Genomic DNA, 25,458 nt, shown 5'->3' on the forward strand with positions numbered 1-25,458 from the left:
TCGCACCACCTCTTCGCTCCAACTCGCCATCTCGTCAAAGGACTCCGTGATGGACACCATCGCCGTGGGTTTCGGCGTGCTCGTCGCCGTCGTGCTGCTCATCCTGCTCGCCATGCTGCTGTTCGTGGGCCGCCTGTTCCAGAAGGTCGAGCAGGGCAAGGCACTGATCGTCTCCCGGACGAAGAAGGTGGACGTGACCTTCACCGGCGCGATCGTCCTCCCGGTGCTCCACAAGGCGGAGTTGATGGACATCACCGCCAAGACGGTGGAGATCCACCGGGCCGGCCGGGACGGTCTGATCTGCCGGGACAACATCCGCGCGGACATCCGGATCTCGTTCTTCGTCCGGGTCAACAAGACCGTCGAGGACGTCATCAAGGTCGCGCAGTCGATCGGCACCGCCCGGGCCAGCGACCCGCAGGCGATCCAGGAGTTCTTCGCCGTCAAGTTCGCCGAGGCGCTCAAGACCGTCGGCAAGCAGCTGGACTTCACCGACCTGTACACCCACCGGCACGAGTTCCGGGACCAGATCATCGCGGTCATCGGCACCGACCTCAACGGCTACACCCTTGAGGACGCGGCGATCGACCACCTGGAACAGACCCCGATGAACCAGCTGGACGCCGACAACATCCTGGACGCCCAGGGCATCCGCAAGATCACCGAGCTGACCGCGATCGAGCACGTGCGCACCAACGAGTACCAGCGCACCGAGGAGAAGGAGATCACCCGGCAGAACGTGGACGCCCGGGAGGCCGTCCTGGAGCTGGAGCGCCGGCAGGCCGACGCCGAGATCCGCCAGCGCCGCGAGATCGAGACCCTGCGGGCCAAGGAGGACGCGGTGATCGCCCGGGTGCAGGAGGAGGAGCGGCTCAACGCCCAGACCGCCTTCCTGCGCACCGAGGAGCTGCTCGGGGTGCAGCGGGAGAACCAGGCCCGCGAGGTCGCGGTGGCGCAGAAGAACCGCGAGCGGGTGATCGCGGTGGAGAACGAGCGGATCGAGAAGGACCGTCTGCTGGAGGTCGTCGGCCGCGAGCGGGAGACCCAGCTCGCCACGATCGCCAAGGAGAAGGAGCTCGAGTCCGCCAAGCGCGAGGTCGCCGACGTGGTCCGCGAGCGGGTCGCGGTGGACCGCACCGTCGCCGAGCAGGAGGAGGCCGTCAAGACCCTGCGCGCCACCGAGGAGGCCGAGCGCGTCCGCAAGGCCGTCGTGATCCAGGCCGAGGCCGAGGCGCAGGAGAAGCTCGTCAAGGACATCAAGGCCGCGGAGGCCGCCGAGCAGGCCGCCACCCACAAGGCCCGCGAGGCGCTGGTGCTGGCCGAGGCCCGGCAGCAGGCCGCCGAGCTGGACGCGGCCGCCAAGATCCGGATGGCCGAGGGCGTCCGGGCGGAGGCCGCGGCCGAGGGCCTGGCCCGGGTCCAGGTCCGCGAGCAGGAGGCCGCGGCGGTGGAGAAGGTCGGCCGCGCCGAGGCCGTCGTCCAGGCGGAGAAGGCCAAGGCCGCCGCGCTGGAGATCGGCGGCCGGCTGAAGGCCGAGGCCGAGGGCCTGACCGAGAAGGCCGCGGCGATGGCCAAGCTGGACGAGGCCTCGCGCGGGCACGAGGAGTACCGGCTGCGGCTGGCCGCCGAGAAGGACGTCCGGCTGGCCGGGCTGGACACCCAGCGGCAGATCGCCGAGGCCCAGGCGGCGCTGGTCGCGGCCGGGCTGGAGAAGGCGAAGATCGACATCGTCGGCGGGGACTCGGTGTTCTTCGACCGGCTGGTGCAGTCGGTGTCGGCCGGCAAGAGCGTGGACGCCTTCGTCGCCCACTCGCAGACCGCGCAGACCCTGGCCGGGCCCTGGCTGGACGGGCGGGCGAGCTTCACGGACGACCTCACCCGGGTGCTCTCCTCGGTCTCCACGGCCGACGTGCAGAACCTGACGGTGTCGGCCCTGCTGATGAAGCTGATCGGCTCGGGGGCCGGCGACCAGGCCGGTCAGCTGCGCCAACTGCTGGAGTCGGCACGGAAGCTGGGCGTCGCGGAGACCCCGATCGGGGCGCTGGCCGGCGGGCTCGCCTCGGCCAACGGCTCCAAGTGATCCGCTGAGCGGGCACGCCGACCGCGCTGGCCGCGGCTACCGATCCAGCCGCATCGATCGCGGCAACCGATTCGACCGAGTCAACTGAGGAACGTGACCGTGACCGTGGACGCCCTCGACGCCCGGCTCGACGCCGGCACCTACGAGGTCCTGCGCGACCGGCTCGCCCGAGCCGCCGCCGAACTCGCCGACCGGGCCCAGGCGTTGAACGCCCGCCGGGTCGCCGAGTTCGGCGGCGGGGAGCTGCGGCTGGCCGGCACCGGACGGCTCACCACCGACCGGGCCTGCCTGCCGCAGGACCTCACCGCCGCCGGCGGGCTGCTGCTGCTCGCCACCCGTCCGACCGAATCCGGCGACGGCGCCGGGGACTTCACCGACGTCCTCGGCCTGCACCACCCCGACCTCTCCCCCGCGCCCGCCGAGGGCACCCTGCTGGACGACCCGCGGCTGCGCCAGGACCTCGCCGACCTGCGGCGCTACTTCCGCGACGCCCGGCTGGAGCGGCTGCGCGCGGTGGACGGCCGGCTGCTCGCCGTCTTCCGCACCGGCCCGACCGCCGCCGACGTCCGGGTGCTGCGCTGGCGCCTGGACGACGGCCTCGCCGACGACGCCCAGCCGTCCTACCTGGACGGGCGCGGCGAACGCGACCACACCCCCGCCGACGGGCAGCAGCTGCCCTGGACCGCCCTCACCCGGGACGACCAGCTGCCCGCCGGCCCCGGCCGCCCGCCCCGTGCCGACCTGGCCGGCGAACTGCTCGTCGGCGTCGACGGCGGCCGGCTGACCATCACCGCCCCGGACGGCCGGGAGCTGCACCGCGAGCCGCTGGCCGAGGCCCTGCAGACGCTCGCCGACGCCCGGATCGCCCACGCCCGGCTCGGCACCCTGCTGCTGGTGCGCGTGCGCCCGTACCAGGAGGAGACCGAGCGGCACCTGGTGGTGCACCTGCCCACCGGCACCGTCACCCGGATCGACGCGCTCGGCCAGGCCTGCCTGCGGCTGCCCGCCGACCAGGGCGTGGCCTTCCCCGGCGGCTGCCACCTGGTGGACGGCACCGTGCGCACCTTCGACCAGCCGGTCGACGGCCTGCGCTACGAGCGCACCCTCCTCTCGCCCAACGGCGAGGACGTGCTGTACGAGTTCCGCTCCCCCGCCGACGGCCGCGCCCTGCTCCAGCCGTACAACAGCGTCCGCCAGGAGGCCGCCGCCCCGCTGCCCTGCCAGGGCTACGCGTTGCTCGCCGACGGCACCCTGATCGCGCTGCGCCCGGCCGAGGACGGGCCGACCCGGCTGCACCCCGTCCAGCTCTGGCAGACCCCGTTCACCAGCGAGCGCTTCGCCGCCGAACAGCCTTCCGGCAGCGGGCCGTTGGCCCGGATCGGCAACGCCGACCTGGTCCGCGGCCTGGCCGACTGCCTGGCCCTGGCCCGGCTGGCCGCGGCCGGCGCCGACACCCCGGCCGGCCACCAGGCCGTCCTCGCCGCCTGCACCCGCACCGCCGACCGGCACCACTGGCTCGGCCAGGACGGCCTCGGCGACCTCGCCGCGCCGCTCGCCGAGATCCGCGACACCGCCCGGCAGGTCGTCGCCGAGTACGAGGCCGTCGCCCAGCTCACCGCCCACGCCGCCCGGCGGACCGACGAGGCCGCCGAGCACGTCGAGGGCCTGCTGCGCACCGCCCGCGGCGAGACCCTGGCCGACGCCGCCGAGTGGGTCGACCGGCTGGCCGGACTGCGCCGCGCCCAGGGCCGCGTCGAGGCGCTGCGCGACCTGCCGCGCGCCGACCCGGAGCGGATCGACGGGCTCGCCGCGCACCTCGCCGAGGGCCTGGCCGAGGCCGCCGACCGCGCCGTCGGCCAGCTCGCCGAGCCGACCGCCTTCGAGCCCCACCGGCAGCGGGCCGGCGAGCTGGCCGAGCGCTGCGCCGCCATCGCCACCGCCGCCGAGGCCGAGCCGCTGGGCCTCGAACTGGGCGGCCAGAGCGAGGCCCTGCAGACCGTCTCGGAGCTGGTCGGCACCCTCGACCTGGCCGACGCCACCACCCGCACCGCGATCCTCGACCGGCTCGCCGACGTGCTCGGGCTGCTCAACCGGGCCCGGTCCGCGCTGACCGTGCGCCGCCGGGAGCTGCGCACCCGCGAGGCCGCCGCCGAGTTCGCCGCCGAGACCGCCCTGCTCGGCCAGGCCACCACCGCCGCGCTCGCCGCCGCCGACACCCCCGAGGCCTGCGACGAGCAGCTCGGCCGGCTGCTGCTGCGGATCGAGCAGCTGGAGACCCGCTTCGCCGACGCCGACCCGGCGCTCGGCGAGCAGCTCACCGCCCGCCGCACCGAGGTCCACGACGCGCTCACCGCCCGCCGCCAGCACCTGCTGGAGGAGCGGGCCCGGCGCGCCGACCGGCTGGCCGCCTCCGCCGGGCGCGTCCTCGACACCCTGCACCGCCGGCTGGCCGGTCTTGACACCGCCGCCGAGATCGACGCCGCGCTCGCCGCCGACCCGACCGCCGTCAAACTCCGCGACCTGGCCGGGCAGTTGACCGCGCTCGGCGACCGGGTCCGGGCCGAGGAGCTGACCGGACGGCTGCGCGCCGCCCGCGGCCGCGCCCACCGGGCCCTGCGCGACCGCGCCGAGCTCGCCGGGGACGGCCCCGGCACCCTGCGGCTGGGCCGGCACCTGTTCGCCGTCACCACCCAGCGCCCCGAACTCGCCCTGGTGCCCTGGCGCGGACGCCCCGCCTTCACCCTCACCGGCACCGACTACCGCTCCCCCGTCACCGACCCGGCCTTCACCGCCACCGAGCGGTACTGGGACCGCCCGCTGCCCTCGGAGACCCCGCGGCTGTACCGCGCCGAGTACCTCGCGGCGAGCCTGCTGCCGACCGTCGAGGCGGCGGCGCCGCTCACCGACGCCGAGCTGCTGGAGCACGTCCGGCGGGCCGCCGAGCAGCGCCCGGACGAGGGCTACCAGCGCGGCGTGCACGACCACGACGCCGCGCTGCTGCTCCGCGCCCTGCTCCGACTCGACGCCGAGGCCGGGCTGTTGCGCCACCCGGCGGGCGCCCGGGCGGCCGCCCAGCTGTACTGGGCGCACGGCGCCGACGAGCGGCAGCGGCTGCTCTGGCACACCCGGGCCCGCTCGCTGGGCCTCGCCCGGGACGCCTTCGGGGGCGCCCCGGCGCAGGCCGCGCTGGACGCCCTCGCCCGCGAACTCTCCTCCGCCGTCGCCGACTTCGTCCCGGGAGCGGCGCCCGCCGGGCCCTACCTGGTGGCCGAACTGGCCGCCGCCGCACCCAGCTTCGCCCACTCGACGGGCGCCGCCGCACTGCTCGACAAGTTCCGCGCCGCCCCCGAGTCGGCCGGTCTCACCGAGGCGCTGGCCGCACTGCCCGAGGAGCCCGAGCTGCTGCCCGTACGGCGCCAACTCGCCGCCGCCTGGCTGGAGTCGGGCGCCGTCGACGCCGATCCGGCCGACCTCGCCGAGGCCGCCGCCGCGCTGCTCTGCCCGTCCCTGCCGCGCCGCCCCGCCGAGGGGGCCGTGGGCGCCCGGATCACCGGGCTGCTCGGCGACCACCCGCGGCTCGCGGGCGGAGCGCTCGACCTCCGGCTGGACGAACTGCTCGCCCGGGTGGCGGAGTTCGAGCAGGTCGAGGTGCCCGGCTACCGGGCCTACCAGCGGCTGCGCGGCGAACTGCTGGCCGCCGAGCACGCCCGGCTGCGGCTCGACCAGTACCGGCCCGCCCCGCTCAACGGCTTCGTCCGCAACCGGCTGATCGACCAGGTGTACCTGCCGCTGGTCGGCGACAACCTGGCCAAGCAGCTCGGCCCCGCCGGGCCCGGCGGACCGGTCGACCGCAGCGGCCTGCTGCTGCTGGTCTCCCCGCCCGGCTACGGCAAGACCACCCTGGTCGAGTACCTCGCCGAGCGGCTCGGCCTGCTGCTGGTCTCCGTCAGCGGCCCCGCGCTCGGCCACCGGGTCACCTCGCTGGACCCGGCCGAGGCCCCCGACGCGACCTCCCGGCGCGAGGTCGAGAAGCTCAACTTCGCCCTGCACGCGGGCGACAACGTGCTGCTCTACCTGGACGACGTCCAGCACACCTCGCCCGAGTTCCTCCAGCGCTTCATCCCGCTGTGCGACGCCCAGCGCCGGGTCGACGGCGTCTGGGACGGCGAGGCCCGCGAGTGGGACCTGCGCGGCAAGCGCTTCGCCGTCGTCATGGCCGCCAACCCGTACACCGAGTCCGGCCGCCTCTTCCGGCTGCCCGACATGCTCGCCAACCGCGCCGACGTGTGGAACCTCGGCGACGCCGTCGCCGGGCGCGAGGACCTGTTCGCGCTCAGCTTCGTCGAGAACGCCCTGCCCGCCAGCCCCCACCTGGCCCCGCTCGCCACCGCCGAGCGCGCCGACCTCGACACCCTGCTCGCCCGCGCCGGCGGCCTGCCCGGCGGCACCCTGGCCGGCGCCTGGCCCGCCGCCGAGGCCGAGCGGATGACCGCCGTCCTCGCCGGCCTGCTCCACCTGCGCTCCACCGTCCTGGCCGTCAACCGCGCCTACCTGGCCTCCGCCGCCCAGGACGACCGCGCCCGCACCGAGCCCCCCTTCCTGCTCCAGGGCTCCTACCGCAACATGGCCAAGCTCGCCCAGCGCCTCGACCCCGCCCTCACCCGCCCCGAACTCGACGCCCTGCTCACCGACCACTACCGCGCCGAGGCCCAGCCCCTGGGCGCCGACGCCGAGGCCCAGCTCCTCAAACTCGCCGAACTCCGTGGCACCCTGACGGAGGATCAGGCAGCCCGCTGGGCGGAGCTGAAGCGCTCGTGGCGGGGGTAAGGAATCAGGCCTTGCCGAGGACCATGTCCGCGAGTTCCAGCCACAGGTCGAGCTTGTGTGCCACCAGCTTGAACTTGTGCTCCGATCCGCGAAGTCGCTCGTACGAGGCGACCAGCAGGTGCGCGATCCGCTCGGTCTCCGCCGCGAGCCCGCCGTTGATGAGCTTCGTCCAATTCGGCGACGTCCTGCTCCCGTCGTGGAGCGTCTCCAACGGCAGCATCCGGCAAGCCGTCCAGGTCACCAGTTCGGGTGCGTACTCCAGCAGCTTCCAGCACCCCTTGCTGTTCCGCTTGAGCATCCGGGCGATCACCTTCTGGGTCTCCCGCCTGGCTTCAACGGCACGCTGGATGCTGATGGCGTGCAGGCCCTCATGCACCAGGCTTCGGTAGGCCGGACCGGTGATGTCCGGCCACAGCCCGTTCAGGCCCTCGACGGTCTGGAGCTGGTTGCTCAGGTACGGGCGCGGCGCGAGCGAGAGTGCGGCGAGCGAACGGAAGACATCCGCGGGCGTGAACCCCACCGGGTGCGGACCGGACACGATGCCCCGCCGAGGATCGAAGAATCCTCCCTCCTGCCGGAACTCCGCCTGGACGCGCAGGAGGTCGGGGCAGCGCACAAGGTTGTCCTGCGGCTCCAACGGGTTGATGTGATGGGCCACCTCATCACACAGCTCACGGCCCCGGTCGACATCCTCTCCGGTGACGACGACGACCCACAGGAGGGCCCTGCTGAGGTGCCCCGGAGGCAGCTCACGGGCGAGATGGGCCATCGTGACCAGCCGCTGGAACCCGTCGAAGCACTGCACGCCAGCGAAACCGAGCAGCCCGGAACCGCCGCCCCAGCCGGGCTCCCAGTGCGGGCTGCGCGAGGAGAGGACGATCGGCGCCCCGAAGAAGCCGACGTCCTCGGGCCGTTCGCGGAGGGCATTCGCGAATGCCTGGTTGACCTGGCTGTCCGACAGGTAGCCTCGCCGACTCCCGAGCACGAAGGCCGCGTCGGGCATGGCGGCCAGCGCCGCCAACTCGGCGGCCTCGATCAAGCACATCCATCGGTTGCCGATGGCCACGACATGGCGCGCCCTGAGGATGTGGCGGTCGAGGGCCGGCGGAGTGTCCGCCCCCCACGAGATTCCCAGCCAAGGACCGAGCGGTACGCGGTTGTTGTTCATGGCCGGTTCAACGTCGCGCGGACGGTCAGGTTGCGGCGTACGGCCGTCCCGGTCGGCCGAAACCCATCACCGCCGATCCGTTTGACCTATCAACCGCCTATTCCTCCCATCGGGGTATCCGCGGGCGGCGGGGGTAGGCGGCGGTGCGAGCCGGGTAACCCGCTGGCATGAGCGCTCAGGGACTCGATCTGGCCGGGCTGCGCAGGGTGTACGGGCGGGCGGGGAGCCGGTGGTTCTACACCCGGGTGGCGCGCAACGCGCGGCACTGGGGGTGGACGGAGCCGGGGCAGTCGAAGTGGCGGTTGTGGCGGGCGCAGCGGCAGTTGGAGGACGTGCTGGGGCGCAAGCTGGCGCTGCCGGCGGGGGCGCGGGTGCTGGACGCCGGGTGCGGGGCCGGGGTGGTGGCCCGGGCGATGGCCCTGCGCTTCGGGCTGGCGGTGACGGGGGTCGACGTCCTGGACTTCCACCTCGCCGAGGCGGCCCGGCTCAGCGCCCGGGCCCGGATGGGCGACCGGACGGTGTTCCGCTTCGGGGACTTCCACCGGCTCCCCTTCGACGACGGGGAGTTCGACGGCGCGTACTCGATGGAGACGCTGGTCCACTCCTACGACCCGCCCCGGGCGCTGGCCGAGCTCCACCGGGTGCTGCGCCCGGGCGGCCGGCTGGTGCTGCTCGGCCCGATGAGCACCGGCCCGCTGGACGAAATGGAGCCGGGCGCACGGGCGTTGATCGAACCGTACCTGGACGCGATGACGATGACCGGCTCCAAGGTCTACCACGCCGGCAACCTGTCGCGGCTGCTCGCCGAGGCCGGGTTCGAGGTCGAGGAGGCGCTGGACGCGACGCCGTACTACCTGCCGACCTCGGAGGCCGTGTACGCGTACTTCCGGCTGCCGTGGGAGATACTGCGGCGCTTCGGCGATCCGGCCAAGTGGCTCAATCTCCGGTCCACGGTGGAGATGTACGGCGTTCGGGAGCACGTCGCCTGGTACGTTCACACGGCTGTCAAGCCATCGAGGTGAACTCCGCGTGGACGAGCGCTCCGCCCCCCTGCCGTACCCCAGTGGCTGGTTCTGCGTCGGCCGGTCCCGGGACCTGCCGCCCGGGCGGGTGCGCACGGTCCGGCTGATGGGCGAGGACGTGGTGCTGTACCGGACCCGCCGGGGCGCGGTGCGCGCGGTCGGCCCGCACTGCCCGCACCTGGGCGCGCACTTCGGGGCGGGCGGGAAGGTCCGGGGCGAGGAGCTGGTCTGCCCGTTCCACGGCTTCGCCTTCGGCCCGGACGGCTCGTGCACCGGTTCGCCGGACGGCATCCGGTTCCGGGGCGCCCTGGCCGGGCGCCGACTGTGCGAGCGGGACGGCACGCTGTTCGTCTGGTGCGGCCCCGGCGGCGGCCCGGGCAACGGTTCGGGCGGCGGTCCGGACGGCGGCGCACCGGCCTGGGAGCTGCCGCCGGCCGTCGGGGTACGGCCGCTGGCGTGGTGGAGCGGGGACGTGCTCTCCCACCCGCAGGAGGTGATGGAGAACAGCGTCGACTTCCGGCACACCCGGGTGCTGCACGGCCTGGACACCCGGGAGACCGCCCCGCCCGAGGTGGCCGGGCCGCTGTTCACCGTCCACCAGCGCACCACGACCCGGTTCCCCGGGCTGGGCACGGTGAGCCTGGAGCAGCCGGTGACGCTGTTCGGCCTCGGGCTGATGCGCATGGAGGTCGAACTGCCGCAGGTGGGCGGCGCCTTGCGGGTGTGGGTGCTGCCGACGCCGGTCGCGCCGTGGCGGACCAGGGTGCGCTTCGCGGTGACTGCCACGATGCCGGTGCCGGGGGTCGGCGCGGCGCGGGCCGTCGACCGGGCGGCCTCCTGGGCGGCGCTCCAGGCCTCGGTGCGGATCATCAAGCAGGACCGCCCGGTCCTGGACCACAAGCGGTACCTGGCGCAGCCCCGGCTCGTCCCCGGGGAGCGCTCGATCGGGCTGTTCCGCCGGTGGGCGCGGCAGTTCTACCCCGGGTTCCACCCCGAGCCCGCCCCCGGGTTCCACCCCGACGCCCGCGCCGGGCTCCAGCCGGAGCCGGACGCCTCCTGAGCCCCGGCCGGCGCGGCCGGCGGCTCCCAGTCCGGGTCGGGCAGCCCGGGGACGGCCCGCCCCTCGGCCCGCCAGCGCCGGGCCAGTTCGGCGTAGATGGGCGTCTCCGGACCGGGTTCCGCTACGGGTTCCGGCACGGGCGCCGCCCACGACTGCTCCGGCGGCCGCTCCGGCGTTCTGTCCGGAACGCCGTGCAGGATCGTTTCCTCAGCCAGCGGCCGCTCCGGTTCCGGCAGCCTCCCAAAACCACTCACACCCGGCCAACGCGCCCCGCCCGTACCGGGACACGGCCACGTCAACCCGGCTCCCCGCAGGTCAACCCCCTGCGGGGAGCCGCCAGTGCGCAGGAAGTCGGCCCACCCGACTTCCTGCGCACGTCCTGTGCGCCGCCCCGCAGACGCGAGTTCGAAGACGGGCCCTACCGCCGCAGCCCCGCCGCCAGCAGCTCGGCGACGGTGGCGAGCTTCACCCGGGGCCGCCCCTCGGCCTCGCCCCGCTCGCGTTCCGCGCGGTCCACCGCCCGCAGCTCCCGCAGCCCGACCGCGTCCGGCCGCCGCTTGCGCACCAGCCGTTCGAAGTCGCCGCGCCCCGCCTCCGGGACGGGCAGCGCGCGGGCGGTCGCGTCGTCCAGCAGCGCGCCCACCGTCTCCCGGGCGCAGGCCCGGTTGGCGCCGATCCCGCCGGACGGCCCGCGCTTGGCCCAGCCCACCACGTACGTCCCCGGCAGCGGCCGTCCGGTCGCCGGGTCGACGACCCGCCCCGCCCGGTGCGCGACCGTCCCGGTCCGCTCGTCGAACGGCAGCCCGGGCAGCGGGACGCTCCGGTGCCCGATGGAGCGCACCACCAGCCCGGCCCGCAGCACGTCCCGCACGCCGGTGCCCTCGATCCGGCCGTCCGCCGCCGGGGCGGTCCGCTCGACGGTCAGCGCCTCGACCCGCCCCTCCCCGGACAGCTCGACCGGCGCCGACAGGAACCGCAGCACGATCCGCCGCCCCGGCCCGGGCGCCGCGTCACCGTCGTGCGGCACCAGCGGCAGCCCGGCGAGCAGCGCCGCCCCCGACGCCGTACCCGACCCCGCTTCCGACCCCCCTTCCGCCGCCGCCTCGATCGCCGCCCGGACCTCCGGGTGGTCCGCCACCACCACCTCGACGCCCGGCAGCCGCCGCAGCGCCAGGAACTCCGCCCTGCTCCACGCCGCCTGCCCGGGGCCGCGCCGGGCGAGCAGCACGACCTCCCGGACCCGGCTGCGGCGCAGCGCGGCCAGGGCGTGGTCGGCGATGTCGGTGGCGGCGAGCCGGTCGGGGTCGGTGAGCAGGATGCGGGCGACGTCCACCGCGACGTTGCCGTTGCCGACCACCACCACGCGCTCCGCCGACAGCTCCACCGCGTCGGCGGGCACGGTGGGTTCGGCGTTGTACCAGCCGACGAAGGCGGTCGCGGGCAGGCTGCCCGGCAGGTCCTCGCCGGGTATGCCGAGCCGGCGGTCGGCGGCCGCGCCGACCGCGTACACCACCGCGTGGTGGTGGGCGGCGAGCTCCTGGTGGGTGAGGTCCGTGCCGATCTCCACGTTCAGGTGCATCCGCAGCCGCGGGTCGTGGAAGACGCTCGCGAAGCTCTCCGCGATCCGCTTGGTGGACTGGTGGTCGGGCGCGACGCCGTGGCGCAGCAGGCCGCCGGTGACCGGCAGCCGGTCGATCATGGTGATCTCGGCGCTGGTGCCGCGCAGCAGTTCCTGCGCGGTGTACCCGGCGGACGGGCCGGTGCCGACGACGGCTATCCGCAGCGCGCCGACCTCGGCCGGCAGGCTGCGCGGGAAGCTGGGCGCGCCCCAGGCGTGGTCGTTGGGGTGGTCGCGGAACCAGTCGCGGTTGAGGTCGCCGAACACGGTGTCGGGTCCGCGCAGCCGGTCGACCGGGAACACCGCGTCCACCGGGCAGGCGTCCGCGCAGGCGCCGCAGTCGATGCACGCCCGCGGGTCGATGTAGAGCGTGTCGGTGGTGCCGAACTCCGGTTCGTCCGGGGTCGGGTGGATGCAGTTGACCGGGCAGACGGACACGCACGAGGCGTCGTTGCAGCAGGTCTGGGTGATCGCGTAGGCCATGGCCGGGGTGGGTCCTCGCTGCGCGTGGGGGATGGGGCGGCTCGGTGGTGACGGTCCGTCAGAGCATGTGCACCCGGCGGTAGACGGCCGCCGAGCGGCTGGTGAGCAGGCCGGTCTCGGCGAGGAAGGCCATCAGGTGCCGGGAGCTGGTGCGCATCATCGCCTTGCGGTGCTCGCTGGCCCGCACCTCGGCGAGCGCCCGCTGCACGTCGAGCCCGGCGGCCTTGTACACGCCCGGGTGCACCATGCTGGTGACGATGACGTACGCGCCCACGGCGATGCCGGTGGCCGAGGCGCGCCGGCGGGCCGGGCTCGCGTGGCGCATCCGCTCGCGGATCTCCTGCCTGGCGAACTTCATGTGCCGGGACTCCTCGACCACGTGGATCCGGGACGTGCCGCGGACGATCTCCAGCACCTTCTCGCCGCGCATCCAGTCGCGCTGCATGACGTCGAGCACCTCTTCGGCCACCAGGATGCCGCCGTAGGCGAGTTCGCCCTTGGCGAGCGCCTTGAAGGCGCGCCCGGCCTGGGCGATCACCTTGTTCGGCCGGTAGGCGGGAACGCCCATCTTGGCGCAGGCGCGGGCGAACATGATCGAGTGGCGGCACTCGTCGGCGATCTCGGTGAGCGCGAACTGGAACTCGGCGGTGGCGGGGTTCTTGAGGTACTGGTCGCGCAGCACCATCTGCTGGAGGATCATCTCGAACCAGATGCCGGTGTTCATGATCGAGCAGACCTCGTGCCGGGTGAGCGTGACCCGCTGGCGCTCGGTCATCTCGTCCCACAGCCGGGTGCCGTAGAGGGTGCTCCACTCCGGGTTGAGGCCGTAGTGGTCGTCCGGGAGGGGGGCGTCCCAGTCGATCTCGGTCGAGGGGTCGTAGGAGAGGGTGGCGGCCGAGTCCAGCAGCCGCTTCGAGACGTCGTCGTCGGCCGTGGTGTGGCCGTGCCCCGTCTGCCAGGTGAGAGCCATGGCTGCCTCCAGGTGCCTGTTCCGCGGGTTCCCGCTCACCCGCTTATTAGACGGACAGTACAATAAGAGCCGGTCGCCGAGAACCCCCTGCGCGACAGCGATCCGGCGCGTGACCGTACGGCTCACGCCCCCCTTCCGCCTCCGGGCACGCCCCCTTCCGTCTCACGGTCACGCCCCTCTTCCGCCTCCGGCCCCGTCCCCCTTCCGCCTCCGGCCCCGCCCCGCCTTCCGTCTCACGGCACGGCGAAGGGCGGGACCCGCCCGCTGCCGGGGTCCCGCCCTTCGCCGCAAGCCCTCCGGCGCGCTGCCGCTACCCGCCGATCGCCTGCCGCAGCGCCTCCGCCGCCTCGGCCGTCGCCTCCCGGAAGCGGTGGCCGATGCCGATGTAGCTGGCGTACCCGTGGATGAGGTCCGACTGCCGGCTCAGCCGCACCGCGACCCCGGCCTCCTCCAGCGCCCGCGCGTACGCCTCGCCCTCGTCGCGCAGCGGGTCGAAGCCCGCGGTGCCGATGTACGCGGGCGGCAGGCCGGTCAGGTCCTCGGCGAGCAGCGGCGACAGCCGCGGGTCGGTGCGGTCGGCGGGCGCGGGCGCGTACCGGTCGGCGAACCAGTCCATGTCGGCGCTGGTCAGGAAGAACCCGTCGGCGAACAGTGCGCGCGAGGGGCGCCGGGTCGAGGCGTCGGTCGCCGGGTACAGCAGCAGCTGGAACACCGGCGCGGGGCCGCCCCGCCGGACCGCCTGCTGGGCGGCGACGGCGGCCAGGTTGCCGCCCGCGCTGTCCCCGCCGACCGCGATCCGCTCCGGGTCCGCGCCCAGGTCGGCGGCCTTGGCGTAGGCGTAGTCGAACGCGGCCAGCGCGTCCTCGGCCGCCGCCGGGAACGCGTGCTCGGGCGCCAGCCGGTACTCCACCGACAGCACCCGCACCCGCGCCCGCTGGGCGAGGAAGCGGGCGACGTGGTCGTGGCTGGCCCGGCTGCCGACCACCCAGCCCCCGCCGTGCAGGAGGACCAGCAGGCCGGAGCCGGCCGCCAGCCCCTCCGGGGTGTACAGCGTCGCGGCCAGTTCGCCGTGCTCCTGCGGGATGCCGACGCTCCGCGCGGCCACCGTACGGTTGCGCGGCCCGCCCACCAGGTGCCGCGCGTGCTCCATCGCGGCGCGCGACGGCCCGACCCCGCCCGACATCACCAGGGACGCCCCGGACAGCCGTTGGAGCTTGAGTATCAACTGCGCGTCCAGCGCGAGCGTCTGCCCGTCGAGGACCACCGGCTTGCCCGCGACGGCCCGCCGCAGGCCCTCGGGCAGCGCGTACGCGGCGCGGACGACGGCGGCCTGGATCCGAACGGGCGGTGGGATCGTCATCTCTTCTGCCTCCTGACGGCGGCCCTGGAACGGTGTCGGGGCGGTTCTGCCGGGGCCGGGAGCCCATGATGGGCCCCTTCCAGCGGACGCGGAAGCCCCCTGGACGCCGTCTGAACCCGCCCTCGACCCTGCCCTCGACCCCGCCGCCCGCCCGCTCACCCCGTACTCGAGGCCACCTCCAACCGCCGTGCCCGGGAGGCCAGATGGCGCCGCTCCGGGGCGCTCGCCGTCCGGGCCGCCGCCTCCCGGTAGGCGCGGGCGGCGGCCGCCGGGTCGGTGCCGAGCCGGTCGAGCAGGTGCGCCCGGACGGCGAGCAGCCGGTGGTGCCGGGCCAGGCGCCGGTCCCCGGCCAGCTCCGCCACCAGCGCCAGCCCCGCCTCCGGCCCGTGCACCATCGCGACCGCGACCGCCCGGTTGAGCGCGACCACCGGGTTCGGGTCGAGGCGCAGCAGCAGGTCGTACAGCGCCAGGACCTGCGGCCAGTCGGTCTCCCGCGCCGTCGCCGCCTCCCCGTGCACCGCGGCGATCGCGGCCTGCACCTGGTACGGCCCGGCCTGCCCGCGCGGCAGCACCGAGGCGATCAACTCCAGCCCCTCGTCCAATAGTTCACGGTCCCACCGGCCGCGGTCCTGCTCGTCCAGCGGCACCACCGCGCCGTGCGACCCGGTACGGGCCGGCCGCCGGGCGTCGGTCAGCAGCATCAGCGCGAGCAGCCCCGCCGTCTCGGCGTCCCCGGGGGTGAGCCGCCGCAGCAGCCGGGTCAGCCGGATCGCCTCCTCGGACAGCCGCGGCGCGGTCAGCTCCTCGCCGCCGCTCGCCGTGTAGCCCTCGTTGAAGACCAGGTACAGCACGTGCCGGACCTCGCCCAGCCGCCCCGCCCCGCCCTCCGGGAGGGACTCTCCCCCGCCGAGGGACAGTCCCCCGCCCGCGCTCCTCAGCGTCTGCTTCGCCCGGCTGATCCGCTGCGCCATCGTCGCCTCGGGCACCAGGAACGCGGCCGCGATCTGCGCGGTGGTCAGGCCGCCGACCGCGCGCAGGGTCAGCGCGATCCGGCTCGGCACGGACAGCGCCGGGTGGCAGCAGAGGAACAGCAGCGCAAGGGAGTCGTCCGCCGCCGGGTCGGGCGCGTCGGCCGCGGGGGCCAGCAGCGCCGACTGCGGCGTGGCCAGCGCCAGCGCCTCCTCCCGGCGGCGGCGCGCCGAATCGCTGCGCACCCGGTCCACCAGCCGCCGGTCCGCGACCGTCACCAGCCAGCCCCTCGGGTTGGCCGGCACCCCGCCCTCCGGCCACTGCGTCGCGGCGGCCAGCAGCGCCTCCTGCACCGCGTCCTCGCACGCGTCGAACGCCCCGCCGTGCCGCCGCACCAGCACGCCGAGGACCTGCGGCGCCAGTTCGCGCAGCAGGCCCTCGACGGCACCGGTCGTTCCGCTCACTCGCACACGGGGAGGTCGCCCGCCACGGACTCGTGCAGGACCGGCCACAGCTCCACCGGCTCCACGTCCGCGAACGGCATGTCCGCCGCGATCTGCTGGGCCCGCTCCAGGCTCTCGCAGTCCAGCAGGTAGAAGCTGGCCACGTACTCCTTGGTCTCCAGGTACGGCCCGTCGGTGACCACCGGCACCCCCTCCGCCCGCCGCACCAGCTGCGCCGCCGCCGCGTCCGCCAGCCCGTACGCGCCGACCAGCTCCCCGCTCTCCCGGTACCGCGCGTTGAACGCCTCCTGCCTGGCGATCGCCTCCGGCCACGCCTCGGCCGGGAAGGAGTCCCACTTGGCCTGGTTGCCGTAGATCATCGCGACGTACTTCATTCCGGGTGTCCCCTCCGTCTCACGCGCCCCGTCGGCGCGCCGTCACCTCTCAGTCGGAGCGGCGGAACTCGGCCTCTACATCGGCCGACGACTTTTCCGAGGAATCTTTCTCGCGCCCCTGACCCCACAGACGATCAAGGTACGGCAGCCGCCGGCCACCCGGCGCTCAGGAGTTGCGCCGGTCCTCCGCGTCGAAGGACGTGAGGGCCAGGGCTCCCGGTTCGAGGGCCTGGCGCAGGGCGGCCAGGACGGTTGGGTCCAACCCTCCTACGGCGTCGGCGAGTTCCTCGGCCACGTCCGCCGCGATCTCCGCCGCCACGGCCTGCGCGGGCGTGCGGGGGCCGAGCTTGCTGACGGCGGCGGCGGCGCGGGTGGGGGTGAGCAGGGCCGAGGCCTGGACGAGGAGCCAGGCGGGGACGCCGGCCGCGCCCTCCGGCGGGGGGAGGTAGGGGCGGGCGCCGTCGTAGCGGTCGTCCTCGGCGAAGGCCCGCTGCTTCACCTTCACGAGCGGACGGGCGGTGGCGGACTCGTGCCATTCGCCGGCCGGTTTGAGGACGTACCCCTCGGCGAGGTTGTCCGGCAGCTCGGGCAGGCCGAGCAGGGCGGGCACCCGGCTGGGGTAGCGGACCGGCAGGTCGTGCAGGGTGTTCAGCGGGCCGTGGCCGAGCAGGGGGACGCAGGTGAGTCCGGCGGCCCGCGCGGCCGTGCGCAGGGTGCGGTCGGCGATCCACCAGCGGCCCTCGGGTGTCTCGACGGTGGCGTCGAAGGGCAGCCAGCGCAGGCCGGGGGCGTACCAGACGCCGGTCTGGACCGGGTCGACGCCGGGGACGGCGGGCACCCCGGGGTGCGGGTAGCGGCCGCCGGCCAGTTCGCCGTAGACCGTCACCACGGCGGCGGTGCCCCACGGTTCGCGCACCGCGGCGGCGAACCGGGCGGCCGCGACGGAGAGTTCGGGCCAGATCCGGCTCACCCCGAAGAAGCCGTCCAGCCCCTCGTCGTCCAGCAGTTCACGCCGTTTCGCGGCCCGGACGGAGCCGCCTTCGCAGACCACGGCGAAGTGCGCCCCGTGCACCTTCTCGGCCGCGGTCCACTCGCGGCTGCCGGGCCCGCCGGAGCGGCCCCGGGCGGGGATCTTGGGGTAGGGCCGCAGCCCGGGCCCGTCGGACACCGTCTCGAACACCGTCTCGGACACGAACGGAATCCTCGCCGCCGGGGCCGCCGCCTGGCAACCGGGATTTCCCGGCCCGGACGACGACCCGGGTCGGAGCGGCGCGGGTCAGACCCCCCACTCCGCGCGCAGCGCCGCGAAGGCCTCGTGGAACCCCGGGAAGGTCTTCCGCACGCAGCCCGGGTCGTCGAAGGTGATGCCGGGGGTGCGCAGCGAGGTGACGGCGAAGGACATGACGATCCGGTGGTCGGAGTGGGTGGTGACCTCGGCCGGGCGGGGCGTGCCGGGCCGGATCTCGATCCAGTCGTCCCCGGTGGCCACGGTGACGCCCATCGCGCGCAGGTTGTCGGCGCAGGCCTCCAGGCGGTCGCACTCCTTGACCCGGGTGTTGTGGACGTCCTCGATCCGCACCGGCCCGGTGGCGAACGGGGCGATGGCCGCGAGGGTGGGCATGGTGTCGGAGATGTCCCGCATGTTGACGGTGATCCCGCCGAGCGGGCCCTCGCCGGCCACCGTGGTGCGGTCGGCGCCGACGTCCACCCGGGCGCCCATCCGCCGCAGCACGTCGACGAAGCGCAGGTCGCCCTGGAGCGCGTCCCGGCCGAGGCCGGGGACGGTGACCTCCCGGCCGGCCAGGGCCGCGGCGGCGAAGAAGTAGCTGGCCGTGGAGGCGTCCGGCTCGATCGGGTAGTCGGCGGCCCGGTAGCCGCCGGGGGGCACCTCGAACAGCTCGCCCGCGGGCGTCCGCTCGCGCTTCACCTCGACCCCGAAGTCGCGCATCATCGCCAGGGTGATGCCGATGTACGGCGCGGAGACCAGCCGGGTGACGGTGATCCGCAGGCCGTCCCAGGTGAGCGGGCCGAGCAGCAGCAGCGCGGTCAGGTACTGCGAGGACTGCCCTGCGTCCAGGGTGAGTTCACCACCGCGGACGCCGTCGGCGAGGACCGTCAGCGGGTGGTGCCCCTCGGCCTCCTCGTGCCGCAGGTCCACGCCCAGGTCGCGCAGCGCCCGGGTGAGCGGGGCGACCGGGCGGCGGCGCATCTGGGCGGAGGCGTCGAAGCGGTACGTGCCGTGGCCGGCGGCGGCGAGGGTGGGCAGGAAGCGCGCGGTGGTGGCGCCGTCGCGGCAGTACACCTCGGCCTCCGGGACGGCGGGACCGGCCGGGCGGCCCTCCACCCGCCACGCCGCGGCCGTCCGCTCGATCCGGTACCCGAGGGTGTCCAGCCCCTGCGCGAAGCCCTCGGTGTCGTCCGAGGACAGCGGCCGGCGCAGGGTGGTCACGCCCTCGGCGGCGGCGGCCAGGAACAGCGCCCGGGCGGTGATGGACTTGGACCCGGGGATCTCCACAGCAGTCACGGCAGGCTCTCCCAACACGAGTGTCCGACAGGTGTCTCCGGTGACGTCGGGCCCGATCCTGCCCGACCCGGCCACCGCCGTGGCCGACCATCCACGGACTGGACGGTGACGGGGGCGACAACAGTGGGCGACGACTTCAGCCGCGTGCCGAGGGGCCGTTTCAGCAGCGCGCCCAGAGCCCGGCCAGGTGCGCGTGCAGGACCTCCTCCGCCTCCGCCACCGTCCGGTGCCCGACCAGTACGTGCGCGGTGAGCCCGTCGGCGAGGGCGAGCAGCGTACGGGCCTCGGTCCGCGCGTCCACCGCCCCGCCGGCGTCCGCCCCGCCCAGCGCCGATCCCCCGGCCGCAGGCCCACCCGCCGCCGCCCCGCCCAGCGCCGATCCCCCGCCCGCCGCCTCCGCGACCAGCCGCACCACCAGCTCCTCCAGCGCCGCGTAGCTGCTCCGCAGGGTGGCCGCCAGCGCCGGGTTGACGGCGGCCCCGGCGACGAAGGCGAGCCAGATCCTGGCCTCGGCCCGGTGTTCCTCGCGCAGCAGCGCCACCTCGCCCGCCACCAGCCCGAGTTCGGTGGCCGCCGACTGCGCAGGGCCGGCCGTGAGCCGGTTCCGCACCCGCGCGGTGACCCGCTCGCCGACGTGCGCGAGCGCGGCCAGCAGCATCTCCTCCTTGGTGCGGAAGCAGCGCTGGACGGCCCCCATCGAGACCTCCGCCCGGGTGGCGACGTCCCGCAGGGTGACGCCCTCCAGCCCGTGCTCGTCCACCAGCAGGCAGACGGCCTCGGCGATCCGCCGTCGCCGGCCCTCGTGGTCCACCTGTTTCGGCATGCCCGTCCTCCTCGCCGCCGTGTTCTCCGATATTCGATATTCCGATGCAAGCGTATCGGTTCCGGGCTAGGGTTCGTTCCGTTCCGATGCGACCGCATCGGAACGAGCCCGACGACCCGCCGAGGAGCGCCCCCATGTCCCTGTGGAGCAAGCCCGCCACCGAACTCGCCGCCGCCGTGCGCGGCGGCGAGGTGTCGGCCCTGGAGGTGATGGACAGCCACCTGGCCCGGATCGACGAGGTCAACCCCCGTCTGAACGCCGTCACCCAGCTCCTCGCCGACCGGGCCCGCGCGGCCGCGCGGGACACCGACCGCCGCCGGGCCACCGGCGAGCCCCTCGGGCCGCTCGCGGGCGTGCCGTTCACCGTGAAGGAGTGCACCCCGATCGCCGGCGTGGCCACCACCTTCGGCACCCCGCGCTTCCGCGACCACGTCGCCACCGACGACGCCGTCCCGGTGGCCCGGCTGCGCGCGGCCGGGGCGATCCCGATCGGCCACAGCAACCTGCCGACCCTGATCCTCGCCGGGATGCACACCCGCAGCGAGCTGTACGGCGACACCTACAACCCCTGGGACCGGCGCCGCACCCCGGGCGGCACCAGCGGCGGGGACGGCGTGGCCGTCGCCGCCGGGATGGCCCCGCTCGGGCTCGGCAACGACTCCGGCGGCTCGGTCCGCATCCCCGCCTCCTTCTGCGGGGTCGCCGCCCTCGATCCGACCACCGGCCGTTTCCCCGCCGACCAGCGCCTGGTCGGCCCGGACGACCCCGGCCCGGCCTCCCAGGTCCTGGTCACCGACGGCCCGTTGGCCCGTACGGTCGCCGACCTGCGGCTCGCCTACGAGACGCTGGCGGGCACCGACCCGCGCGACCCGCGCGCCGTGCCCGTCCCGCTGTACGGCGAGCCGCTCGCCGCCCCCGTCCGGGTCGCCGTCGTCGCCGACCCGGGCGGCCACGGCGTCCACCCCACCGTCCGCCGCGCCGTCGAGACCGCCGCCGACGCGCTGCGCGACGCCGGGTACGACGTCCAGGAGGTCCCCGACGTCCCGCGGCTGGACGAGGCGCTCGACACCTACCACCGCCTGACCGGCACCGAGTTCGCGCCGAACTGGCCCGCCGTCCGGCAGCTGCTGGGCGAGGGCGGCGACCGCTTCATCGAGCTGACGATGCGCAGCTCCCCGCCCGTGGACGGCCCCGGCCTGATCCGGCTGCTGGGCACCTGGATGAACATCCGCCGCTCCTGGGCGGAGTTCCTGCACGCGTACCCGCTGCTGCTGGGCCCGGTGTTCACCGAGCCGCCGGTCGAACCGGGCCTGGAGTCGCGGGACCAGGCGGGCCGGGACCGGGTCGCCTCGGCCATGCGGCTCTGCTCGGTGACCAGCTTCGTCGGCGTCCCGTCCGTCGCCGTCCCGACCGGTCTCGCCGCGGACGGCCTCCCCACCGGTGTGCAGCTCGTCGGCCGGGCCTTCCGGGAGGACCTCTGCCTGGCCGCCGCCCAGGCCGTCGAGGACCGCCTCGGCACCCTCGCCCCGATCGACCCGAGGCCGTAAGCCGCAGGCCGTAAGCCACAGGCCGCACGCCCACACACCGCACACCGCAGGCCGCACCGACCGCCGGGGCTGCTCCCGCCGTGGCCACATCACCGTGGCCGCACCGCCGCTCAGGCGCCGGGCAGCCCCGGCACCACCAGCCCGCTCTCGTAGGCGATCACCACCGCGTGGGTCCGGTTCTGTGCGCCGAGCTTGCCCAGCACGTTCCCGACGTGCGTCTTCACCGTCTCCTGGCTCACCGCGAGGGCCTGCGCGATCTCCGGGTTGGAGAGCCCGGTCGCCATCAGCCGCAGCACCCCCTCCTCCCGGCCGGTCAGCGCCGCCCTGGGCAGCGCCTCGGCCGACTCCAGCGGCCGGGCCGCGACCATCCGGCGCAGCGCGGCGGGGAACAGCACCGCCTCCCCGGCGGCCACCACCCGTACCGCCTCGGCGATCTGCGGGACGGGCCGCCGCTTCAGCACGAAGCCGCTGGCGCCGGCGCTCAGCGCGGCGGTGACGTAGCCGTCGTTCTCGAAGGTGGTGATCACCACGACCTTGGGCGGGTCGGCGTCCTTCAGCAGTTCGCGGGTCGCCTCGATCCCGTTGCGACGCGGCATCCGCACGTCCATCAGCACCACGTCCGGCCGCAACATCCGTACCTGCTGGACCACTTCGACGCCGTCGGCGGCCCGCCCGACCACCGTGATGCCCTGCTGGGCGCCCAGCAGGGTGCTCAGGCCGCTGCGGGTGACGGGGTCGTCGTCGGCGATCAGGAGGGTGACGTCGGGCGCCGCCCCAGCGGCGGGGTCGGCCACCCTGTCCTCACCGCTCCCGCTCACGCCGACCACCGCATCGGCAGCCGGACCGCCAGCCGCCACTGCCCCTCGCCGTACGGACCGGCCTCGAACTCGCCGTGCAGCAGCCGCACCCGCTCGGCCAGCCCGGGCAGGCCGTGCCCGGAGGTCGGGAAGCCGCCCGCCCCGGCCCCGTCCGCCACCCCGTTGACCACGCTCAGCTCCAGCTCGTCCGCCCCCGCCGCGACCCGCAGCTCGATCGTCCCGCCCGAGCCGTGCCGCAGCGCGTTGGTCAGCCCCTCCTGGACGATCCGGTACGCGGCCCGGGAGAGCGTGCCCTGCACCTGCGCCAGGTCCCCGGTGGTGCGCGGCGCCACGACGGCGCCCGCGTGCCGGAGCCGGTCGATCAGTTCGGGCAGGTCGGTGAGGGTGCGGGTCGGCGCGGTGCCGGACTGCTCCTCGCGCAGCGCGCCGAGCACGTAGTCGAGGTCCTCCAGCGCGGCCCGGGTCGACTCCTCGATGCTGCGCATGGCGGCCCGCGCCGCGACCGGGTCGTCGGCCAACACCTCGCCCGCGACGGCGGCCTGGATGGTGGCGGCGGTCAGGGTGTGCCCGATGGAGTCGTGCAGTTCGTGGGCCAGCCGGTTGCGTTCGGCCAGCAGCCGCTCCCGCTCGGCGGCCATCGCGAGCCGCTCGGCCGGCGAGGGCCCGAGCAGCCGGGGCGCCAGCCACCGCAGCGCGCCCGACACGGCCACGAACAGCGCCGCCGCGAGCACCAGGGCGAGCACTCCCACGATCCAGGCCCAGACGCCCGTCACGTCCGTGGCCCAGCCGAGGAGGCTGACCCGCGCCGTGCCCTCCGCCCAGCGCCCGGGCAGCGCCACGGCCGTCACCAGCAGCGTGCTGCCGCCGATCAGCACCGTCCAGCCCAGCGCCACGTGCGCCACCACGAACGCCGGCGTCCGCCACCACTCCGCCGCGGCGGCCCCCTTCACCGGGGCGGGCACCGCGACGCCCAGCGTCCTGCGCGCCCCCGCCGCCAGTACCCGGCGCACCACCCGGGGCAGTCCGCACAGCCCGAGCAGCACCGCCCACAGGGGCAGCGCCACCCAGACCGAGTCCGGGCGGCCGGACAGCCCCAGCGTCACCCCGAGCGCCACCATCGCCACCGGCAGCGCGGCCACTGCCCCGACCACCGCGAACAGCACACCCGTATACGTCGACCCGCGCAGCAGCGGCTTCAGTCCCTTGATCATGTCCGCCAGTATCACCGGCCTTCGCACCCTCGCCCTCCCCCGATCGAGGGAGGATCTCCGCAGGTCCGCGCCGTGCCCCGCGCCGTCCGCCACCCGCTGGCTCCGCCGAGCGCGACGCGGCTCCCCGCGGCGGGGCCCCGGGCGCGGTCCCACGCCGCCCGTCCGAGGGCCGCCCGTCCGAGGGCCGCCGACCTTCACCGACGAGGGCCCGCGTCGAACTCGGCCGGAACGCGACCACTCGTTCGCGTGATTCGGGGTCGAAGCCACCGCCGGGGCCGCCGGAGATCAGACCATCGCAAGGATGACGATCAATCAAAAGCTCTTCCGGCAAGGCCTGTTGGCGACCGCCTCCACTGCCACGGCGCTGGCCGTCACGACCGGCACCACGACGACCGCCCCGGCCGCACCCGCCCAGCGGGACGGCGGCCCGCAGGCCTACCGGGTGTCCGTCCGGGCCGGTGGGGCCTGGGAACTGCCCCCCGGCCTGACCTCTTTCACGGTGTACGTCCGGGGTTCCGGTGGCGGCTCCGGCGGCGGCGGCTCCGGAAGCGGCTGGAGCGGCGGCCGGGACGCCGCCGAGGGCACCACCGAGGGCACCACCGGCAGCGGCGGCCCGGCGATCGCACCCGGCTGACGCAGCCGGGCGGAGGCAGAACGACGCCCGCCCCGGCACCCCCACCGCCCCGCTCGGCCGAACCACGGGAAATCGGCCGCCGCCCCGGATCCGCACCCCTTCCGACCTGCCCGATGCGGATCCGGGGGTGCGGATTCCGGCCGTTTCGGTGATCGGGCTGCCAACGAACGGACGGTGGCCGAGACTTGGCCACCGGACCGGGCACCCGACCAGCCTGACTCCGACGGAACGTCAATTCGCTTGATCCACAAGGTCATTGAAGAGACAGGAGTTTCCGGATGGCTGGTTCATCCACCCCGCGCACGGCCGCCCTCGCCGCCGCCGCGACGGCCGTCGCCCTGCTCCTCGGCCCGGTACCCGCCGCAACGGCCGACCCGGGCGCACCGCTCCCGACCCCACACCTGCTCCCGACCCCCCACCTCCTACCGCTGCCCGCCAACGCCGGCCCGCTCAGCACCGCGTACAGCCTGAACAACGCGGGCGACGTCCTCGGCGAGTGCTACCTGGACATCCCCGGCCGGTTCGCCCCGCGCGCCCTCCGCTGGAACACCGGCAACCTCGGCCTCACCGCCCTGGAACCGCTGCCCGGCGAGATCGGCACCCGCCCGGGCGCCATGAACGAGGCGGGCACCGCGGTCGGGGTCTCCTTCGCGACGCTGACCGACAACCACCCGGTCCGCTGGGCCCTCGACGGCACCTCGACCGCACTGGAACTTCCGGCCGGAGCCCGCGGCGGCGGCGCGAACGGGATCAACAACACCGGTGTCGTGATAGGCGATTCGTACGACGCGGTGTTCCGCCCCCTGCCCGTGAAGTGGCGGGCCGACGGCACCAGGGTCGCCCTGCCGCTGCTGGACGGCGACGACACCGGTGCGACCACGGCCGTCAACGACGCGGGCTTCGTCATCGGCTGGTCCGAACGACGTCTCAGCGGCGAGCCCCGGAAGCGCGCGGTGGTCTGGAGCCCGTCGGGCACCGTGACCGCGCTGCCGCTCCCGCCGGGGATCGACGTGGCCGGGGTCTACCGGATCACCGACGCCGGTGTGATCGTCGGCCCCGGACGGCGAGAGGGGAGCACCGAGCTCGACCGGGTGGTGCTCTGGGCGGCGGACGGCACCGTCCGGGACATCGGCGAGGGCCGGCCGAACTCCATCACCAACACCGACACCGTCGTCGGGGCGGCGTTCGACGCCGCCCGCTCCCTGCACGCCGCCTACTGGAACCCGGACGGCACCCGGACGCTGCTCGACGGCCCGGCAGGCCAACAGAGCACGGCGCGCACGATCAACAGCGCGGGCACCGCCGTCGGCACCGCGACGGGTTCGGACTGGGACCACGGCACGGCACTGCTGTGGAAGCGCGACGGGACGGCCGTCACGCTCCCGCCGTCCTCGCTCAGCCCGTACGCCTCGGCCTCCCTCGTCAACGAGTCCGGGGTGATCGTCGGGCACGCCACCCTGCCGGACGCGCAGTCGCTGCCGCGCGCGATGGTCTGGAAGCCCTGAT

Annotated in this window: 17 protein-coding genes and 2 pseudogenes; 8 read left to right on the forward strand and 11 right to left on the reverse strand. The window is 75.2% G+C overall.

Annotated elements, in window-relative coordinates; genetic code table 11:
* Positions 1–49 precede the first annotated feature (49 nt).
* The 3 genes and pseudogenes from ACWDD9_RS30630 to ACWDD9_RS30640 form a co-directional block, all read left to right on the forward strand.
* On the forward strand, positions 50–2,080 hold the full coding sequence (locus ACWDD9_RS30630; protein WP_049655427.1) for a flotillin family protein: 2,031 nt from the start codon (positions 50–52) through the stop codon (positions 2,078–2,080).
* Positions 2,081–2,185: 105 nt separating this feature from the next.
* A pseudogene (locus tag ACWDD9_RS30635) lies at positions 2,186–4,195 on the forward strand (DNA repair ATPase); the annotation flags it as partial.
* A 1,758-nt stretch (positions 4,196–5,953) separates the two neighbouring features.
* Positions 5,954–6,907: pseudogene (locus tag ACWDD9_RS30640) on the forward strand (AAA family ATPase); the annotation flags it as partial.
* A gap of 4 nt (positions 6,908–6,911) precedes the next feature.
* Here the strand turns inward: ACWDD9_RS30640 and ACWDD9_RS30645 are convergent.
* Positions 6,912–8,075, reverse strand: coding sequence for a hypothetical protein (locus ACWDD9_RS30645; protein WP_449813342.1), 1,164 nt, complete (start codon positions 8,073–8,075; stop codon positions 6,912–6,914).
* A gap of 167 nt (positions 8,076–8,242) precedes the next feature.
* Here ACWDD9_RS30645 and ACWDD9_RS30650 point away from each other — a divergent pair, with 167 nt between their 5' ends.
* Both ACWDD9_RS30650 and ACWDD9_RS30655 read left to right on the forward strand, forming a co-directional pair.
* Positions 8,243–9,097: a class I SAM-dependent methyltransferase gene (locus ACWDD9_RS30650; RefSeq protein ID WP_074005600.1), complete on the forward strand. Its 855-nt coding sequence runs from the start codon at positions 8,243–8,245 to the stop codon at positions 9,095–9,097.
* A gap of 7 nt (positions 9,098–9,104) precedes the next feature.
* Positions 9,105–10,157, forward strand: a complete 1,053-nt coding sequence (locus ACWDD9_RS30655; RefSeq protein ID WP_449813343.1) for a Rieske 2Fe-2S domain-containing protein — start codon at positions 9,105–9,107, stop codon at positions 10,155–10,157.
* A gap of 418 nt (positions 10,158–10,575) precedes the next feature.
* Here ACWDD9_RS30655 and ACWDD9_RS30660 read toward each other — a convergent pair whose 3' ends face one another.
* From ACWDD9_RS30660 to ACWDD9_RS30695, 8 genes are all read right to left on the reverse strand, one after another.
* On the reverse strand, positions 10,576–12,258 hold the full coding sequence (locus tag ACWDD9_RS30660) for a 4Fe-4S binding protein (RefSeq protein WP_449813344.1): 1,683 nt from the start codon (positions 12,256–12,258) through the stop codon (positions 10,576–10,578).
* Between the two features lie 58 nt (positions 12,259–12,316).
* Positions 12,317–13,228, reverse strand: coding sequence for an AurF N-oxygenase family protein (locus ACWDD9_RS30665; protein ID WP_449813345.1), 912 nt, complete (start codon positions 13,226–13,228; stop codon positions 12,317–12,319).
* A 310-nt stretch (positions 13,229–13,538) separates the two neighbouring features.
* Entirely contained in the window at positions 13,539–14,588 is a 1,050-nt protein-coding gene (locus ACWDD9_RS30670) for an alpha/beta hydrolase (protein ID WP_380778252.1), read from the reverse strand.
* Positions 14,589–14,743: 155 nt separating this feature from the next.
* A complete protein-coding gene (locus tag ACWDD9_RS30675) occupies positions 14,744–16,021 on the reverse strand; it encodes an RNA polymerase sigma factor (protein ID WP_449813346.1) in 1,278 nt (425 codons plus the stop codon).
* A complete protein-coding gene (locus ACWDD9_RS30680; RefSeq protein WP_049656579.1) occupies positions 16,018–16,395 on the reverse strand; it encodes a YciI family protein in 378 nt (125 codons plus the stop codon). The genes ACWDD9_RS30675 and ACWDD9_RS30680 overlap by 4 nt, the downstream gene beginning before the upstream one ends.
* Positions 16,396–16,561: 166 nt before the next feature.
* Positions 16,562–17,587 carry an RNA ligase family protein gene (locus tag ACWDD9_RS30685; protein ID WP_449813347.1) on the reverse strand — a complete coding sequence of 342 codons (1,026 nt, stop codon included), beginning with the start codon at positions 17,585–17,587 and terminating at the stop codon, positions 16,562–16,564.
* Between the two features lie 84 nt (positions 17,588–17,671).
* Positions 17,672–18,919 carry a 3-phosphoshikimate 1-carboxyvinyltransferase gene (aroA, locus tag ACWDD9_RS30690; RefSeq protein WP_449813348.1) on the reverse strand — a complete coding sequence of 416 codons (1,248 nt, stop codon included), beginning with the start codon at positions 18,917–18,919 and terminating at the stop codon, positions 17,672–17,674.
* 160 nt (positions 18,920–19,079) lie between these two features.
* Positions 19,080–19,742, reverse strand: a complete 663-nt coding sequence (locus ACWDD9_RS30695; protein WP_449813349.1) for a TetR/AcrR family transcriptional regulator — start codon at positions 19,740–19,742, stop codon at positions 19,080–19,082.
* Positions 19,743–19,876: 134 nt separating this feature from the next.
* Between ACWDD9_RS30695 and ACWDD9_RS30700 the strand changes: the two genes are divergently transcribed.
* Entirely contained in the window at positions 19,877–21,289 is a 1,413-nt protein-coding gene (locus ACWDD9_RS30700; RefSeq protein ID WP_449813350.1) for an amidase, read from the forward strand.
* A 110-nt stretch (positions 21,290–21,399) separates the two neighbouring features.
* On the opposite strand, the gene ACWDD9_RS30705 is transcribed toward ACWDD9_RS30700, so the two are convergent.
* A complete protein-coding gene (locus ACWDD9_RS30705) occupies positions 21,400–22,107 on the reverse strand; it encodes a response regulator (RefSeq protein ID WP_380778241.1) in 708 nt (235 codons plus the stop codon).
* Positions 22,104–23,318: a histidine kinase gene (locus ACWDD9_RS30710; protein ID WP_449813351.1), complete on the reverse strand. Its 1,215-nt coding sequence runs from the start codon at positions 23,316–23,318 to the stop codon at positions 22,104–22,106. Before ACWDD9_RS30710 ends, ACWDD9_RS30705 begins: the two co-directional genes overlap by 4 nt.
* Before the next feature lie 301 nt (positions 23,319–23,619).
* On the opposite strand from ACWDD9_RS30710, the gene ACWDD9_RS30715 reads away from it, so the two are divergent.
* Together ACWDD9_RS30715 and ACWDD9_RS30720 are read left to right on the forward strand one after the other, a co-directional pair.
* Positions 23,620–23,952, forward strand: a complete 333-nt coding sequence (locus tag ACWDD9_RS30715; protein WP_449813352.1) for a hypothetical protein — start codon at positions 23,620–23,622, stop codon at positions 23,950–23,952.
* Positions 23,953–24,230: 278 nt separating this feature from the next.
* The gene (locus ACWDD9_RS30720) at positions 24,231–25,457 is read left to right on the forward strand and encodes a hypothetical protein (RefSeq protein ID WP_449813353.1); all 1,227 of its coding nucleotides are present in this window, start codon (positions 24,231–24,233) and stop codon (positions 25,455–25,457) included.
* Position 25,458: the final 1 nt, after the last annotated feature.

Source organism: Kitasatospora sp. NPDC001119 (genome assembly GCF_053598475.1).

Bases quoted from the DNA above. Each gene is read 5' to 3' on its own strand.
- ACWDD9_RS30630 (WP_049655427.1), top strand. From the start codon at position 50: ATGGACACCATCGCCGTGGGTTTCGGCGTGCTCGTCGCCGTCGTGCTG.
- ACWDD9_RS30645 (WP_449813342.1), bottom strand. From the start codon at position 8,075: ATGAACAACAACCGCGTACCGCTCGGTCCTTGGCTGGGAATCTCGTGG.
- ACWDD9_RS30650 (WP_074005600.1), top strand. From the start codon at position 8,243: ATGAGCGCTCAGGGACTCGATCTGGCCGGGCTGCGCAGGGTGTACGGG.
- ACWDD9_RS30660 (WP_449813344.1), bottom strand. From the start codon at position 12,258: ATGGCCTACGCGATCACCCAGACCTGCTGCAACGACGCCTCGTGCGTG.
- ACWDD9_RS30665 (WP_449813345.1), bottom strand. From the start codon at position 13,228: ATGGCTCTCACCTGGCAGACGGGGCACGGCCACACCACGGCCGACGAC.
- ACWDD9_RS30670 (WP_380778252.1), bottom strand. From the start codon at position 14,588: ATGACGATCCCACCGCCCGTTCGGATCCAGGCCGCCGTCGTCCGCGCC.
- ACWDD9_RS30680 (WP_049656579.1), bottom strand. From the start codon at position 16,395: ATGAAGTACGTCGCGATGATCTACGGCAACCAGGCCAAGTGGGACTCC.
- ACWDD9_RS30695 (WP_449813349.1), bottom strand. From the start codon at position 19,742: ATGCCGAAACAGGTGGACCACGAGGGCCGGCGACGGCGGATCGCCGAG.
- ACWDD9_RS30700 (WP_449813350.1), top strand. From the start codon at position 19,877: ATGTCCCTGTGGAGCAAGCCCGCCACCGAACTCGCCGCCGCCGTGCGC.
- ACWDD9_RS30710 (WP_449813351.1), bottom strand. From the start codon at position 23,318: ATGATCAAGGGACTGAAGCCGCTGCTGCGCGGGTCGACGTATACGGGT.
- ACWDD9_RS30715 (WP_449813352.1), top strand. From the start codon at position 23,620: ATGACGATCAATCAAAAGCTCTTCCGGCAAGGCCTGTTGGCGACCGCC.
- ACWDD9_RS30720 (WP_449813353.1), top strand. From the start codon at position 24,231: ATGGCTGGTTCATCCACCCCGCGCACGGCCGCCCTCGCCGCCGCCGCG.